A 16,307-nucleotide genomic window follows, 5' to 3' on the forward strand; every position below is an offset into this window, starting at 1 on the left:
TTTAGTCACGAACAGAACTCCTCAGCAATCAATCCAAAACCAACCCAGGCAGTGGGCGAGCAAGCCAATGGGCATCAGTGCACACCGGCGAATCAGTGGACGATGGTCGAGTCCTCGTGACTCATACGCATACGTCTTTACTTGTACATACAAGCATATGCAATCAAGCGGCCAACTTCTTGGATAGGCATTCAAGAAAAATCCTGAAAGGGCTGGAGGGCGCCTGGAACAAGGGTTCTGGCGCAGATGAAAATTTACCGGAGGATTTTTGTGGCGAGGGAGTTTTGTTACTTGAGCGCGGTTCTGCGCCACGCTGGGGCGTTCGGTAACAAAGTGGTGCGCAATGGGGAACGTTTAAAAGCGAAAGATCGCAGCCTTCGGAAACTCCTACATTGGGATGTGGTACATCCTGCAGGAGCTGCCTAAGGCTGCGATCTTTTAAGGGTTTTGGATCAGCGTGCGATCAGTTCGATCACGCAGCAGGCACTATTGCTGGAGACTTCCAGCAAGCCGATGTTACCGACCAGTTGCAGGCAATCATGACGACCGAGTTGCGAAGCACTGGTACCGACCTTCAGTTCCAGCGCATCGCTGATGCTGAACACCAGCACCGTGCCCGCCGAACTGAAGAACCGCTGCTCGCCCGACAACCACTGCAACCGCGCGCTGTAACGCTTGGGCGCATAGATCAGGTTGAAATCGCGAATCGGCCCACCCAGCAATGTGCAGGAAACCTGGCTTTCACCACTGAAGGCAAACGGGTCCAGCGGTAACAGTGGTCGAGCGTCCTGGCCATCCACTGTCAGGGTCATGCCGTCGCCCTGTAAAACGGTGATCACTCGCTCGTAACCGGCAAACGTGGAAAACCCACCCGACTCGCCGATGTCGGCAATCGACAGGCGCCAGCCAAAGCCATCCAGACCGGTGCCAGCATCGCGGGTGATTTCTTCGGTGCTGCCGCCGCCATTTTTCCACGGCATGCGCGGGTAATCCTTGGCGCGTAAAACTTTCAGCTCACTCATTTATGGCTCTCTATTTATGGAACCGACCTTCCAGACGATGACGGGAACCGGGGTGGATCAAGCGAGCGGCGGTCACCGGCTGGCGGCCAGACCAGGTTCGGCGACGGATCAGCAGGCACGGCTCGCCTTTTTCAATCTGCAGCAACTTGCATTCGGACGGCTCGGCCAGGATCGCCTCCACCACGTGCTCGCCTTCGGTTAGCGGCGCGACCTGGTTCAGGTAGGCGTACGGCGTTTGCAGGGTGAAGTCCTGCTTGAGGTAGTCGGGCGCCACCAGCGCGTTGACGAAACGGTCTTCGATTTGCACCGGAATGTCGTTTTCGAAATGCACGATCAGCGAGTGGAACACTTTCTGTCCTTCGCGCATGTCCAGCGCCAGGGCACGCTCGGAGCCAGCGGCCTCTTCTTCAAGGGTGATCACCTTGCAGGTGTGGCGATGGCCTCGGGAGGCGATTTCGTCGGCAATGTTGTGCACTTCGAACAGGGCGGACTGGCTTTTTGGCTCGGCGACGAACGTGCCGACACCTTGCATGCGCACCAACAGACCGTCGGCGGTCATCTCGCGCAGGGCGCGGTTGATGGTCATGCGGCTGAAACCCAGCTGGCTGACCAGTTCGCTTTCCGACGGAACGCGGTAGTGCGGCGGCCAGTTTCCACTGTCGATTTGCTGGGTGATCATCTGTTTGACGCGGGCGTACAAGGGCGCCGGACTGTCGCCCATGTTCGCGGCCAACGGAGAGACTGGAGGCGGAGTCGGCACGGTTATTCCTTGGTCGTTAAGTGAATATCGCTAGCTTGCCGGAGTTTACCGGGCAGGCAAACGTCTGTATATGTATATACAAATAACACACGATGGGGTGCTGAACCATGTCCGCCTTCTTTGCCGAACGCGCGCTGCTGCCTAACGGATGGGCCAACAATGTACGTCTTGAGGTCAACGCCGACGGCGTCTTGACTCATATCCAGGCCGATTCCCATGCAGATGGCGCCGAACGGTTGAGCGGTCCACTGCTGCCGGGCATGCCGAACCTGCACTCCCACGCGTTCCAGCGGGCCATGGCCGGGCTGGCCGAAGTGGCGGGCAACCCGAACGACAGTTTCTGGACCTGGCGCGATTTGATGTATCGCCTCGTCGGAAAAATCAGTCCGGAGCAACTGGGCGTCATCGCCCGTCAGCTGTACATCGAAATGCTCAAGGCCGGCTACACCTCGGTTGCGGAATTTCATTATGTGCATCACGACACCACTGGCCAGGCTTACGCAGATCCAGCCGAACTGGCCCTGCGTATCAGCCAGGCGGCGAGTTCCGCGGGTATCGGCTTGACCCTGTTGCCGGTGCTCTACAGCCACGCCGGTTTCGGCGGTCAAACGCCGAACGACGGTCAACGCCGTTTTATCAACAGCACTGAAAACTACCTCAAGCTGCAATCGCGCCTGCAACCGATACTGGCGCAGCAGCCGGCGCAGTCCCTGGGTTTGTGTTTCCACTCTTTGCGCGCGGTCACGCCGCAACAGATCAGTGAGGTGCTGGCGGCCAGCGACAAGCAATGCCCCGTGCACATCCACATTGCCGAACAGCAGAAGGAAGTGGACGACTGCCTGAGCTGGAGCGGTCGTCGCCCGCTGCAATGGCTGTACGAAAATGTCGACGTCGACCAACGCTGGTGCCTGGTCCACGCCACCCACGCCAACCCGGAAGAAGTCACGTCGATGGCCAAGAGCCGCGCCATCGCCGGTTTGTGCCTGACCACCGAGGCCAACCTGGGCGACGGGATTTTCCCGGCCGTGGACTTCCTCGCCCAGGGCGGGCGCATGGGCATCGGCTCCGACAGCCATGTATCACTGAGCGTGGTGGAAGAGTTGCGCTGGCTGGAATACGGCCAGCGTCTGCGTGATCAACGGCGCAATCGCCTGTATGGCGCGGACCAGCCGATGGTCGGCCGCACGCTGTTTGACGCGGCGCTGGACGGCGGCGCCCAGGCCCTGGGGCAACCGATCGGCGCACTGGAAGTTGGCAAGCGTGCCGATTGGCTGGTGCTGGACGGCAACGATCCGTACCTGGCGACCGCCAGTGGTGACGGGATTCTCAATCGTTGGTTGTTCGCCGGTGGCGATCGTCAGGTGCGCGATGTGCTGGTCAATGGCCAGTGGGTCGTGCGTGACGGGCGGCATGCCGGGGAAGAGGAAAGCAATCGCGCCTTCACGCAGGTCCTGCGCGAACTCCTGGGCTGACCCAAAACACAATGTGGGAGCGGGCTTGCTCGCGAAGAGGGCGTGTCAGTCAATAGATTTGTTGACTGATACACCGCTTTCGCGAGCAAGCCCGCTCCCACATTGGTTATGCGCTAGTCGTTAGTTCGACGTCTTGGCCATCTGCGTATCCGACGCCCGCCAGATCAGCCGCGTGGTGTCATAACCCTGCTGACGCGCCTTGCTCAGCAATTCTTCACGCACTACGCCATTGACGGTAGGCGTGCGCGACAACAGCCACAGGTAACGACGGCTCGGATCGCCAACGATGGCTGTCTTGTAATCATCGCTGACGTACAACACCCAGTATTCGCCCTTCGCCACACCTGGAATCAGCCTGGAAAACCAGGTATCGAATTCGACCCACAATTTGTCGCTCTTGCCTGGCACTTGCGGATACGCCGTGCCCTTGACCTCTTCCCATTGCCACTGCGCCGTCAGGCAACGATTCAACACCGCGACGTTACCGTCCGGCTTGAGCGTGTAATGGGCTTCGGATTGCGCGCAGTCGCGCTGGAAATACATCGGCAAGCGCGCCAACTCGTACCAGGTACCTTGATAGCGCTTGAGATTGACACTGTTGACGGTCTTGGGCGCCAACGGATCCTGGCCAGAACTGGCACAGCCGGCCAATACCAGGCCGGCAAAAAGCATGATCAATAACCGCTTCATTGTTTTTCTCCCGTGGGCGCGTGGCCCCGGTTTACTTCAGGCCTTGGCCGGAAAACATCAACACTTTGTCACCGGCGAACTGCACGCTGATAAAGCTATTCTTGTCGCCCCATGTGCAACTGGACATGCCGAGCGCGCCTGAGCAATCGGCGGGTTTGCCCAACAGAGACTCAACCTCGGCCTTGGCCATTCCTGACGACAGCTTCGAGTAGTTTTCCTGGTTGACCTTGCTGCACGCAGCCAACAACACGCAAAACGACAGCAGGGCGATGGATCGCAGCGACATGTAAAACTCCACGGACGAAGGGATTGGCATGACTGCCAAGCTGAACCTTAGAAGAGAAAACCCCTGTCTGGTTCCCTGCCCGACAGGCTATTTGTCAGGCCGCTCGTCTACCTGTGCGCAAATTATCAAGCACCTTGTTCGGCTATCGGTTATTTCGTCGTTTTTTGCACAAAGCGCCTAATCTTTGGCGCCGTCCAGTCGACATACAGGCAACGCAATGCCACGTCCGTGGCACTTGCCTCCCCTTTTGTTGACCCGATCTCCTGCGGTAGCTCATCCAATGACCAGAAACATGAAATTCAGCCACAAGATCCTGTTGGCTGCCGCACTCGTGGTGGCCGTCGCATTCGCTTGTTTCATCCTGTTCAACGACTATCGCCAGCGTCAGACCTTGCGTAGCAGCACCGAAGCCTCGATGCAGGAGCTTGGCAGCCTGACCACCAGCAACATCCAGACCTGGCTGGAAAGCCGCATGCAGTTGCTGCAGTCAATGGCCCAGCAAGTCAGCGCCGACGGCAATGCCCCTGCCAGCCTGAAGCGGATCATCGACCTGCCCGCCTACACCGGCAATTTCCAGCTGAGTTACTTCGGTGGCGCCGATGGCGTGATGTTCTCGGTCCCGGCGGGCAATCGTGCTTCAGATTACGACCCCCGTGCCCGCGGTTGGTACAAGGCTGCCAACAGCGCGCAACAGACCGTCGTCACCGAACCGTACATCGCCGCCTCCTCAGGCAAGCTGGTGATCACCGTTGCCACACCGGTTCAACGCCAAGGCCAGATGATTGGTGTTGCCGGCGCTGACATCGACCTGTCCAGCGTCAGTGCGATCATCAACTCCCTGAACTTCGGCGGCCACGGCCACGCCTTTATCGTGGGCGCCGATGGCAAGATCCTGATTCACCCGGACAGCAAATGGGTGCTGAAAAACCTGACCGACGCTTACCCCAATGGCGCGCCGAAAGTCAGCCCGGGCATGAAAGAAGTCGAGATCGACGGCAAAAACCAGTTCATCTCCTTCACCCACGTCAACGGCGTGCCGTCCGCAGACTGGTACGTTGCACTGGTGCTGGATCAAGACACCGCGTTCTCGATGCTGAGCGAATTCCGCACCTCGGCGATCATTGCCATGGTGATTGCAGTGGTGATCATCATCACGTTGCTGGGCATGTTGATCAGTTTCCTGATGCAGCCGCTGCTGACCATGGGCCGAGCCATGCACGACATCGCCGAAGGCGAAGGTGACCTGACCAAACGCCTGACCATCCACGGCCATGACGAGTTCGGCGCACTGGGGCTGTCGTTCAACCGTTTCGTCGAACGCATTCACACGTCGATCAGCGAAGTGTCCTCGGCCACGGGCCAGGTCAACGAAGTAGCCCTGCGCGTTGTCGCCGCGTCCAACTCGTCGATATTCAATTCCGACCAGCAAGCCTCGCGCACCAGCAGTGTGGCCGCGGCGATCAACCAACTCGGTGCCGCCGCCCAGGAAATCGCCCAGAACGCCGCCCTCGCCTCGCAGCATTCGAGCGATGCGCGCACGCTGGCCGAAGAAGGTCAGCAGGTTGTGGATAAAACCATTTCGGCAATGCACCAGCTGTCGGCAAAGATCAGCGACTCGTGCGGCAACATCGAGACACTCAACAGCAACACCGTCAACATCGGGCAGATCCTGGAGGTAATCACCAGTATCTCCCAGCAGACCAACCTGCTGGCGCTCAATGCGGCGATCGAGGCCGCACGGGCCGGTGAAGCCGGTCGTGGTTTTGCGGTGGTTGCCGACGAAGTGCGCAACCTCGCCCACCGCACCCAGGACTCGGCGCAGCAAGTGCAGAAGATGATCGAGGAGCTGCAAGTCGGCGCCCGGGAGGCGGTCACCATCATGACCGACAGCCAGCGCCAGAGCGAAAGCAGCGTCGGTATCGCCAACCAGGCCGGCGAGCGCCTGGGCAGCGTGACCCAGCGCATCGGCGAAATCGATGGCATGAACCAGTCCGTGGCGACGGCGACGGAAGAACAAACGGCCGTGGTGGAATCGATCAACGTCGACATCACCGAGATCAACACGTTGAACCAGGAAGGCGTGGAAAACCTGCAGTCGACCTTGCGCGCGTGTGCCGATCTTGAGCAGCAGGCGGCGCGGTTGAAGCAGTTGGTGGGTAGTTTCAGGATCTAAGGCGCTCTCACCGGCTCCTTCGTTGGCAAGCCAGCTCCTACAGTGATCTGCGGCGCGCATAGATCCTTGTAGGAGCCTGCTGGCGATGACCGCATCCGTAACGCTGATGAATCATCGGTCAGCCCACACTGACATAAGACTGAATAAAGACTAAATTCGGTCTTACTCATTCGGACGGGAGGCCCGCCATGAAGCTTTCATCCCAAATCAAGCCAATCAGCTATTTGAAAAGTCATACCGCGGAAATCGTCAAAACACTCACAGAAAGCCGCGAGCCATTGGTAATCACTCAAAACGGTGAAGCGAAGCTTGTGGTCATGGACGTAAAAAGCTTTGAAGAGCTGGAAGATACAATGGCTCTGTTAAAGCTTCTTGCCATGGGCAATCGTGAAATTGAGGAAGGCAAGTTTCGCGATGCCGAGGATGTTTTCGCTGACATGGACAGAGCTGACCACCCATGAGTTCAAAGGTCGTCATTCTTCAGTCCGCAGAAACAGACTTGAAAGAACTTCGCTCCTGTCTCATTAAAAATTTCTCAAACCAAACCTGGCAAAGCACTTACTCCAGCCTGAAGGCGGCCATCCGCCATTTGGGGGAGCAGCCCTATACAGGGTCCATACCGGAAGAAATCGAAAAGCTGAACCTCAGCCAGTATCGACAGATCCTTTCAGAAATGAACAGAGTCATTTATGAAGTTCGTGAACAGACAGTCTTCGTCCATATCATTGCCGATACGCGAAAAAGCCTGCCAGCATTACTGATGAAGCGGTTGCTTCAAGGCAATCCTTAGGCAGCGCTTAAAAGCGCGACCCGGGTTTGCATAGAAACACCAATTCCTCAGCCGTACTCTCGCGCCCCAACACCGCATTGCGATGCGGAAACCGTCCAAACTGCGCGATCACTTTCTGATGCCGCTCGGCAAAATCCAGGTAATCGGCAAACAACGCCCGATCAGTCTCCGGTTGTTGCGCCACCAGCTCGATGTAACGCGAGACGCCTTCGTTCTGCACCGCGAGGTTCTCGCTGTGCTCGAACACCAGGTAGATGAACACTTGCTGGATCGGGGATAGTTGCCTATCGAAATCCGCGGCAATGCCCTGGGCGACCAGCTTCTGGGCACGCAAGTCACCGGAAAAGGCTTTGGGGGTGTCGCGAAAGATCATGCGCGGGAGTTGATCGAGTAACAGCACCAGTGCCAGCCAACCTTCGGGACGTTGCATCCACTCGGTCAATCCGCCGGTCAGTACCTGCTCGACCTGGTCCCCGAAACGCTCTCGCGCCTCGAGGTCCTGGCTGTCACGCTTGCCGAACCACAACTTGCCCCGGTCAGCCGCGATTGCCCTGGCTGTTTCGGCTGTACCGAACCACCAATCGAGCAACGGCTGCCAAGGCGCGTCCATGGTTTATTCCTTGTGGTAAGCCGTCACGCGTGCGACTTCTTCTTTCGAGCCGAGGAACACCGCTACGCGCTGGTGCAGGCCTTCAGGCTGGATGTCGAGAATGCGCTGGTGGCCGTCGGTGGAGGCGCCGCCCGCCTGTTCCACCAGGAACGACATCGGGTTGGCTTCATACATCAGGCGCAGTTTGCCCGGCTTCGACGGCTCGCGGCTGTCGCGTGGGTACATGAACAAGCCACCACGGGTCAGGATGCGGTGCACATCGGCGACCATCGCGGCAACCCAACGCATGTTGTAGTTCTTTTTCAGCGGGCCTTCATCGCCTGCCAGCAATTCGCCGACGTAGCGCTGTACCGGGGCTTCCCAGTGACGCTGGTTGGACGCGTTGATGGCAAATTCCTGGGTGGCTTCAGGAATGGTGATGTTTTCGTGGGTCAGTACGAAACTGCCCATTTCACGGTCCAGGGTGAAACCTTTAACGCCGTCGCCCAGGGTCAGGATCAACATGGTCTGTGGACCGTAGATCGCATAACCGGCGGCCACTTGCTGGGTACCTGGCTGCAGGAAGGCCTTTTCGTTCAAAGGCTCGTTCTGGCTCAGGTATTCGTTCGGGCAACGCAGTACCGAGAAGATGGTGCCGACCGGGGCGTTGATGTCGATGTTCGAGGAACCGTCCAGCGGATCGAATACCAACAGGTACGCACCTTTCGGGTATTTGCCCGGGATCTGGTAGGCATTGTCCATTTCTTCGGACGCCATGCCGGCCAGGTGGCCGCCCCATTCGTTGGCTTCGAGCAGGATCTCGTTGGAGATCACGTCGAGTTTCTTCTGCACTTCGCCCTGGACGTTTTCAGTGCCCATGCTGCCCAGAACGCCACCCAGGGCGCCTTTGGATACGGCGTGGTTGATCTCCTTGCAGGCACGCGCCACCACTTCGATCAGGAAGCGCAGATCGGCAGGAGTGTTGTTGCTGCGGGTCTGCTCAATCAAATAGCGACTCAAGGTAACGCGGGACATGGAAGGCTCCGGTGGAATGGGGGGACTAAAAACCCGCGCAGTTTAACGCGAGTCGGGGCGCATTTCCTCCTATCAGACGTGATCGGCCGAAGAGAGTTCATGCGCGGGGTTCAGCGTAGTTCGAAAAGCAGTGGTCATATCGGCATTTAATCGACTGATCGACCGTATTCTCAGGTATCGGCTGGCGGCTGGCGCAGCAGACTGAACGCCATCGCCGCCAGAAACAAAACACTGAGCAGCAGTACCGCCCACAAGCCGAATTTCTTCCAGTTGGTGCCTCCCGATACCGACACGGTGGACTCCATCGGGGCAACCTGTTCCCCACCATCAACCGACGCCTGGCCCAATGTCGCCAGCTTCGCCGGGACGTAATCGGGAATCAACGTCGACAACGGCAGACTCGCCGCCTTGACCGTCGCATTACCCAGTGCCAGCGTATAGGGCCCGGCTCCGCGCGCCAGAAACACCAATTGCGTCGCACGCACGGCGAACTTCACCGTTGGCGCCTCTGCGCCCAGGCCACCGCCGCGCTCATCCACCGTCAGTTTCAACTGCTGCACGGCCCGCCCCGGCAACTGCAATTCGTTCTGCACCACGTCCTCGCCATTCTGGTTCAAGCGATAGAGCAAGCCACTGCTCAACGGTTGCCAAGGCAAGCTGCTGTCGCGACGACCGGACAGGATGACCGGCGCCAGGCTGTTGGCCTGACTCAACTCGATCTGCAAACGCTCGACGTTCAGCAACCTCGGCAGCTGCCAGGTGTACTCACCCGCCTTCGGGCTGCTGCCGGCCAATGCGTGGGACCAGACCAACGGCAGCGGCAGGCTGCGCACGCTTTGCAATTGCGCCGAGGTCAGGATCGGCGCCGATTGCGGCGTGTCCCACAGCAAACGCAGATAGCGTGCCGACTGCCCCGGCAGGCTGACCTCATGCTGCTCGACCCGCTCATCGGCAAACGTCAGTCGCGCCAGTTGCCCCTCGCCCCAGGATTGCCAATGCTGCAAATCGTCGCTGGCCTCGATGCTGAACCGCTGGAAGCCATCACGCTCACTGGTCCAATCGAGAATCAGCTGTTGCAACGGCGCCTTGATGGCGCTGGCATCCAACAGCCAGCCACGTAACGCTTCTTCGCCCACCTCCAGCTCAGTGGAAGGCTGCACCTGGACCAGGGTGCCATTGGCGCTCGATTGCACCCGCACGCTCGGCGCATGCCCGGTGGCGTCCGCCGAGTCGTAGAGCGGGAACCATTTGACGTCAGTCAGCGTGCGGTTGTCGTCCGCTTGCGTGGATCCCTGTGACAGGGCATAGGCTTGCGGTTCGCCCGCGGCGTTGAATACGCGCACATCGCTGAGGTCGGCCTGGCGTGCGCTCAGTTGCACGGCCAGGGGCAGCTCCAGGCGATACCATGGACCTTCGCCACTCACGGACAATGGCACATGCGTGGCGAAGTCCGCCGGTGCTTCCTGGGCAGAGACAGTAATTGCCATGCCCATTGCAACGAGCCCCAACCAGACCAGGTTCAGCTTCTGACTCAAGACGACACTCCTTCGGTAGGCGGCGCCGGTTTCTCGGCCTGTGCCATAGTTTCGACGCGCCTGGGTGGCAACGGGGCGAAATAGCCCACCACCAGCAGCAACACGCCAACGCCGATAAACGACACGATCCGCGCCAGCCCGCCACGGTTGCTCAGTTCCACGAAGAACAGTTTCGCCACCACCACGCCGATCAGTGCCGCACCGATCAACCAGACTTCGCGGCGATGGCGCAAATGGCCACCGATCATCAAACCCAGGGCCATCAAGGTCCAGACGATGGACAGGCCGGCCTGGACCAGCATCGATTCGAGCAACGCATCGAGCTCGAACGGCACATCGCCCCAATGGTGAGCCGCGCGCATCACCAGTGCGGTGAAAAAGGCGAACAGCGAGACACCAGTAACCACTTGCGAAGCGTTTGCGGCGTAGTCCTTGCGGATCGCAAGTTGCGTCACGGCGCTACGCGACCACACATAAACGCCGAACAACGCAAACAACAAACCCAATTCCAGCGGGTTGATCAGCGGCACGTAAGACAGAGGCTCGGCGTTGCCGTCACTGATGCCATTAGCCAGCCAGAACCAGCCGAGCATCAGCACCGCCAATGGCGCGGCGGCATACAAGCGGTATTCACGCGGATAGGCCAATACCGGCCAAGGCCAGGCGCGCGGGGACGCCATCAGCACCAGATACAGGCCCGGCAGAATCGCCCAACCCAACCAGCGCCAGGCGTTGTACTGCTCGGACAACAGCAACAGGCCGTAACGCAACTCCAGGGCCAGCACACCGATCAGCAGCCAGCAACCGAAAACATGCGCGGCACCCAGCGCGAGCGCTGGCAGCAGCGGCGCCAGACGGCGCAGAGAAATGAAATGCACCACGAACACCGCCGTCCACACCAGCCAACCGAAATGGGCCGCCGGGTGATACCGCGAGTGCCAGGCCGCCAGCAGCACTAGCGCAGCAGCGGGTGTCAGCGAGGTGCAGAGAAGCCCGAGCGACGGCCATTTCAGACGCAGTGCCAACACCGTCCACAACGCAACGCTCGCGGTCGCGACAGCCAGCAGCCATGTCGCTTGCAGCGGCAATGGCGCAAAGCGCAGCACTTCACCGAGCCAGGCCAGTGTCCACCAAGCCGCGCCCCACGCCAGCCATGCCTGAGACAAACGCGGCAAATTCAATCCATCGAGCGCCACAGTGGCGTTGCCGAGATGCAATCGCCAGGAGCCGACCAAACCAGACAGTCCCAACACCAGCGGCGCCCAGAATCCACCATGGGCCAATGGCCGCAGCGCTTCACCCGAGGGTGACCCGGCCACCAGGAACATCGCACCCGCCAGCAACTGCACGGCACAGGCGGTGACCAGGAACGTGCGCGATGGCAGGCGCAGTCCCACCAACAAGGTCGCTAATCCGGCCAATGCCCAACTCATCGTCGTGCCAGGGATCAAGAAGAACAGCGGTGCCAGCAGATACAGGAACCCAAGGCCGAGACAGGCGAGCACCGGCAAGCCCTGGCGCTCCCAAGGCTTTATTTGCCCGGGCGGCGCATTACGCAACTGATAGAAACTGAACAGCAGTGCGCCGCCCAGTAGCAACGCGCCCAGCGGAACGCCGCTGATCAGGCTGTTTTGCGCGCCACGCAACTCGCTGAGAAATGCCAGCGCCGCCCCCAGTTGCAGCAGCAAGGCAAAGGCCCGGGCCACTGGCCGTTGCTGACGTAGGCCGAGCCAGCAGATCCCTGCACCTTCCACGGCCCACGCGGCGCTCGTCCAGCGCGCATCGAGCCCCAACGGAATCGCCAGGCTGGTGAAGATTACGCCCAAGGCCAGACAGGTTTCCCCCAGCAACAACGCACGGCCATGCATCAGCAGCCGTGCCAGGCCCAGATAAATCATGCCCAAGGCCAACGCACTGAATGCGGCAGCGAATTCCAGGTGCTGAACCAGGGCGAACTGCAGCCCGAAGCCAACCAGCGGCGGTCCGAACAGCAGCGTGCCGTCGACGTAGTCACCTTTTCGCGCGGACCAGCGCAACAACGCCTCACGGCTGCCGTCCTGGGGTGCTTCGCTCGTTTGCAGCAATTTACGCCGGGCGAACAACAAGCCGATGGCCAGGTACATCACGAAAAACAGAACCAGGAACGGCTCGGTGCTCCACAGCAAATCCGGCGTGTAAGAGCGCAAGCCCCAGGCGACCCCGATACCGAAGGTGCCGGTAAAGCCGATGACATTCAGCAAGCGCCAGGCCTTGAACCAGGCGATGACGAAGATGCCAGCATTGAGCAAGGCGAAGTAGCTGAACAGCGCGACGTGGCTGCCGGCCCCCGTGGAGGCCAGCAGGGGCGCGGCGAATCCGCCCAGCGCTGCGGCGGCAGCCAGGCCCAGCGCATCCTGGGAAATGGCGAGAATCGCCGAAAATACCGTCACCGCCACCAACAGGCCAAACGCCGCCGAGGGATCGAGCAACGGATGCAGGCGCATGGCGGCAAATACCGTCAGGTACAACACGGCGATACCGGCGCCTTGCAGTATCAAGGCGTAATCACTGTTACGTGTTCGCAGCCACCAGCCGAGGCCGAGCAGACCCAACGCCGCTGCCGCGACGCTGGCGTAGCGCAACTCGATCGGTACCACCATGCCCTCGGTGGCGTAACGCAGCAGGAAGGCCAGGCCAAGGAACAACAGCAGCACACCAACCCGCAGTACGGCATTACCGCCCAACAGCCACGCGCGTGCCGCGTTGACGGCGCGCTCGACGAGGTTCGATTCAGAGGGTTTGGCGGGCGTTGATTTCCAGGCGTCGAAGGGCTGTGCTACCGCGACCGGTTCAAGTTCGGGCGGCAGCTCCCAGATCAGTTCCGGGATTTCGGCAGGGGTTTGCGCGGCAACGATGTCAGGAACTGGACCGACTTCGCGGGCTTCAGGCGGCTTCACTCCAGCCTGTTCCAGCATGGCCAAGCGTTGCTCGACTGTTTGCAGCGCAAGCTGCGCCTGTTCAAGCAGACGGCGCTGCTCATCGGCCTGTGATCCCAGCCTGCCGATGCGAACAGCCTGCCCGACTCCCAGCCCGAGCAGCGCGCCCAGCAACGCATCGCTGAACGACTCGTCGAGTGTCCAGCCCAGCACCAGGCCCACAAGCATGAACATCCATTGCATGGTCGATATCCCTAAGCGCAATCCAGAAAGATTAGCGCAGCCAGCTCCAAAAAAGATCGCAGCCCCGGCAGCGCCTACCTGTAGGCGCTGCCGGAAGCTGCGATCTTTGCGGCCGCCAGTATATCGAACCGCTGGAAGCGTTACTCCAACGCCTTCCAGATTTCCGTAGCGTACTCGCGAATCGTCCGGTCAGACGAAAACCAGCCCATCCGCGAGGTATTCAACACCGCCGAGCGCCACCATTCCTCGGAATCGTGCCAATGGGCTTCGACGCGCATTTGCGCATTCCAGTAGGAATCGAAATCGGCGCAAACCAGGAAGCGGTCGTAGTCCACCAACGAATCGATCAGCCCTGTGTAACGAGACGGATCATCCGGCGAGAACACCCCGCCGCGAATGGCTTGCAGTACGTCATTGAGTCGATGGGACGCGGCAATGTCCGGTACTGCACTGAACTCGTGATTCAGCTTGCGCGCTTCAACCTGCTGGGCGCTGAGACCAAAGATGAACATGTTCTCCACGCCGATGCGCTCGGACATCTCCACGTTGGCACCGTCCAGCGTGCCGATGGTCAATGCACCGTTGAGGCCGAATTTCATGTTGCTGGTGCCCGAGGCTTCAAAGCCGGCGGTGGAGATCTGCTCGGACAGATCCGCTGCCGGAATGATGCTCTCCGCCAGGCTGACGTTGTAGTTGGGCAGGAACACGACTTTCAGCAACCCGCGTACGGTCGGGTCGTTGTTCACCACCCGGGCGATGTCGTTGGTCAGCTTGATGATCAGCTTGGCCTGGTGATAACTGGCCGCCGCCTTGCCGGCGAAGATCTTCACCCGTGGCACCCAGTCGATTTCAGGTTCCGCACGAATCGCCTGGTACAACGCCACGGTGTGCATCAGGTTGAGCAGTTGGCGCTTGTATTCGTGGATCCTCTTGACCTGCACGTCGAACATCGCCGCCGGGTTGACCGCCACCCCCAATCGCTCATGAATCAGGTAGGCCAGGGCTTTTTTGCTGTGCAGGCGCTGTTCAGCGAAGGCCTTGCGGAACGCCGGCTTGTCGGCGAACGGCTGCAGGTCGAGCAAGCGCTCCTCGGGCTTGTCCAGCAGGTCCGGGCCAAGAGCATCGACCAGCATCGAGGTCAGTTCCGGGTTGGCCTGGTACAGCCAGCGGCGGAACGTGATGCCGTTGGTCTTGTTGTTGATCCGTTGCGGATAGAGCTTGTGCAACTCGGAGAACACGGTCTTGCGCATCAATTGCGTGTGCAATCCGGATACGCCGTTGACACTGTGGGAGCCGAGGAACGCCAGGTTGCCCATACGCACGCGGCGGCCGTTGTCTTCTTCGATCAACGACACCGCGCGCAGCACATCGAAATCGTGGATGCCTTTGGCCCGCAGCGAGTCGATGTGCTGCGCGTTGATCAGGTAAATGATCTGCATGTGCCTTGGCAGCATGCGCTCCATCAAGCCCACCGGCCAGGTTTCCAGCGCTTCGGGCAGCAAGGTGTGGTTGGTGTAGGAAAGCGTGTCGACCGTGACCTGCCAAGCCGCATCCCATGCCACGTCGTAGACATCGACCAGTTGGCGCATCAACTCGGCCACGGCAATCGAGGGGTGGGTGTCGTTGAGCTGAATCGCCGCATGATCGCCCAGGGTCAGCACCGAGGTGTGCATGTTGCGATGGCGACGCAGCAAATCCTGCAGCGACGCGGCGACGAAGAAATATTCCTGGCGCAGCCGCAGTTCCTGGCCGGCCTCGGTGCTGTCTGCCGGGTAGAGTACCCGCGAGATAGATTCAGCCCGGGCCACCTCTGCTACCGCCCCCAAGTGATCACCGGCATTGAAGCGTTCCAGGTGCAAATCTTCCATGGCCCGTGCGCGCCACAATCGCAAGGTGTTCACACTCGCCCCGCGCCAACCGACCACCGGCGTGTCGTAGGCAATGGCCCGTACGGTTTCCGCCGGGTGCCAGACCTGCTTGGACTTGCCGGCTTCATCGGTCACGGTCTCGACACTGCCACCAAAGCCGATCGGGTAAACCACTTCCGGCCGCTCGAACTCCCAGGGGTTACCGAAATCCAGCCAGTGCTCGGTCTGCTCCTGTTGCCAGCCGTCGACGACGGCCTGACGGAACAAGCCGTGCTCGTAACGAATGCCGTAGCCGTGACCGGCGATACCCAGGGTCGACATGCTTTCCATGAAGCACGCCGCCAGTCGCCCGAGACCGCCATTACCCAATGCGGCATCTGGCTCCAGCAAGCGGATGCGTTCAAGGTCGACGCCGAGTTCGGTCAGGGCTTCGCGCGCCACGTCGAGCAGGCCCAGATTGCTCAGGCTGTCGTAGAGCAGGCGGCCGATTAGAAATTCCAGGGAGAGGTAATAAACCCGCTTCTGTCCCTTGCGGTAGATCTGCCGAGTGTGGTCCATCCAGTGCTCGACCATGTGATCACGCGCGGCCAGGGCGATGGCTTCGAACCAGTCATGGTCGAAGGCGTGATCCGGGTCTTTGCCCACCGCGTAGGTGAGTTTGGTCAAGACGGCGTCGCGGAATGCGGCCACCTCTGCTTCGCGAACAAGTGGTTCTTGAGTCATCGATAGGACCTCGAGCGAGCTTGGAGTTGTCTGAGACTAGACGGTCTGACAGACGGTATAGACTCTGGTTCGGCGGTTTTTCCTGTTAATGCGCGTCAAGCCGGCAATACATTGTCGTGTACCCGAATCAATGCAGGGGCCGTGCCGGATTAGTGGTGTTGCCGGGTGCCTGCGAAAAAAAACTGGCGAAAGGTTGTTCAAAAATC

At 60.0% G+C, this 16,307-nt stretch carries 13 protein-coding genes and 1 pseudogene; 5 read left to right on the forward strand and 9 right to left on the reverse strand.

The annotated features are described in order from the left end of the window. Positions 1 to 452: 452 nt before the first annotated feature. Positions 453 to 1,022, reverse strand: a complete 570-nt coding sequence (locus tag NQL71_RS22190) for a HutD/Ves family protein (protein ID WP_248687945.1) — start codon at positions 1,020 to 1,022, stop codon at positions 453 to 455. A 10-nt stretch (positions 1,023 to 1,032) separates the two neighbouring features. Then, complete coding sequence (hutC, locus tag NQL71_RS22195) at positions 1,033 to 1,743, reverse strand: histidine utilization transcriptional repressor HutC (protein WP_162135916.1); 711 nt, start codon at positions 1,741 to 1,743, stop codon at positions 1,033 to 1,035. A gap of 146 nt (positions 1,744 to 1,889) precedes the next feature. Between hutC and NQL71_RS22200 the strand changes: the two genes are divergently transcribed. Beyond that, positions 1,890 to 3,254: a formimidoylglutamate deiminase gene (locus NQL71_RS22200; protein WP_046815260.1), complete on the forward strand. Its 1,365-nt coding sequence runs from the start codon at positions 1,890 to 1,892 to the stop codon at positions 3,252 to 3,254. 120 nt (positions 3,255 to 3,374) lie between these two features. Here the strand turns inward: NQL71_RS22200 and NQL71_RS22205 are convergent, their stop codons facing one another. Together NQL71_RS22205 and NQL71_RS22210 are read right to left on the reverse strand one after the other, a co-directional pair. Beyond that, on the reverse strand, positions 3,375 to 3,944 hold the full coding sequence (locus NQL71_RS22205) for a lipocalin family protein (RefSeq protein WP_046815261.1): 570 nt from the start codon (positions 3,942 to 3,944) through the stop codon (positions 3,375 to 3,377). Positions 3,945 to 3,975: 31 nt separating this feature from the next. Beyond that, a complete protein-coding gene (locus NQL71_RS22210) occupies positions 3,976 to 4,230 on the reverse strand; it encodes a lipoprotein (protein WP_046815262.1) in 255 nt (84 codons plus the stop codon). A gap of 292 nt (positions 4,231 to 4,522) precedes the next feature. Here NQL71_RS22210 and NQL71_RS36860 point away from each other — a divergent pair. The 4 genes and pseudogenes from NQL71_RS36860 to NQL71_RS22225 all read left to right on the forward strand — a co-directional run. Then, positions 4,523 to 5,545, forward strand: a pseudogene (locus NQL71_RS36860) (HAMP domain-containing protein); the annotation flags it as partial. Positions 5,546 to 5,677: 132 nt separating this feature from the next. Continuing rightward, positions 5,678 to 6,403, forward strand: coding sequence for a methyl-accepting chemotaxis protein (locus NQL71_RS36865; protein ID WP_414478811.1), 726 nt, complete (start codon positions 5,678 to 5,680; stop codon positions 6,401 to 6,403). Positions 6,404 to 6,591: 188 nt separating this feature from the next. Continuing rightward, the gene (locus NQL71_RS22220; protein WP_046815264.1) at positions 6,592 to 6,864 is read left to right on the forward strand and encodes a type II toxin-antitoxin system Phd/YefM family antitoxin; all 273 of its coding nucleotides are present in this window, start codon (positions 6,592 to 6,594) and stop codon (positions 6,862 to 6,864) included. Continuing rightward, on the forward strand, positions 6,861 to 7,193 hold the full coding sequence (locus tag NQL71_RS22225; protein ID WP_248687944.1) for a type II toxin-antitoxin system RelE/ParE family toxin: 333 nt from the start codon (positions 6,861 to 6,863) through the stop codon (positions 7,191 to 7,193). Before NQL71_RS22220 ends, NQL71_RS22225 begins: the two co-directional genes overlap by 4 nt. 7 nt (positions 7,194 to 7,200) lie before the next feature. Here NQL71_RS22225 and NQL71_RS22230 read toward each other — a convergent pair whose 3' ends face one another. The 5 genes from NQL71_RS22230 to NQL71_RS22250 all read right to left on the reverse strand — a co-directional run bounded on the left by NQL71_RS22230 (position 7,201) and on the right by NQL71_RS22250 (position 16,101). Then, entirely contained in the window at positions 7,201 to 7,803 is a 603-nt protein-coding gene (locus NQL71_RS22230) for a DUF924 family protein (protein WP_274643306.1), read from the reverse strand. A 3-nt stretch (positions 7,804 to 7,806) separates the two neighbouring features. Continuing rightward, the gene (locus NQL71_RS22235) at positions 7,807 to 8,817 is read right to left on the reverse strand and encodes a class 1 fructose-bisphosphatase (RefSeq protein WP_015093094.1); all 1,011 of its coding nucleotides are present in this window, start codon (positions 8,815 to 8,817) and stop codon (positions 7,807 to 7,809) included. 170 nt (positions 8,818 to 8,987) lie between these two features. Then, positions 8,988 to 10,352: a DUF3999 domain-containing protein gene (locus tag NQL71_RS22240; RefSeq protein WP_274643307.1), complete on the reverse strand. Its 1,365-nt coding sequence runs from the start codon at positions 10,350 to 10,352 to the stop codon at positions 8,988 to 8,990. Further along, positions 10,349 to 13,510 carry a DUF2339 domain-containing protein gene (locus NQL71_RS22245; RefSeq protein WP_274643308.1) on the reverse strand — a complete coding sequence of 1,054 codons (3,162 nt, stop codon included), beginning with the start codon at positions 13,508 to 13,510 and terminating at the stop codon, positions 10,349 to 10,351. Before NQL71_RS22245 ends, NQL71_RS22240 begins: the two co-directional genes overlap by 4 nt. A 140-nt stretch (positions 13,511 to 13,650) precedes the next feature. Then, positions 13,651 to 16,101 (reverse strand): glycogen/starch/alpha-glucan phosphorylase, encoded by a 2,451-nt coding sequence (locus tag NQL71_RS22250; RefSeq protein WP_077186138.1) that lies wholly within the window; start codon positions 16,099 to 16,101, stop codon positions 13,651 to 13,653. Between the last annotated feature and the right edge of the window lie 206 nt (positions 16,102 to 16,307).

Source organism: Pseudomonas serbica (genome assembly GCF_028823535.1).
GTDB lineage: Bacteria > Pseudomonadota > Gammaproteobacteria > Pseudomonadales > Pseudomonadaceae > Aquipseudomonas > Aquipseudomonas serbica.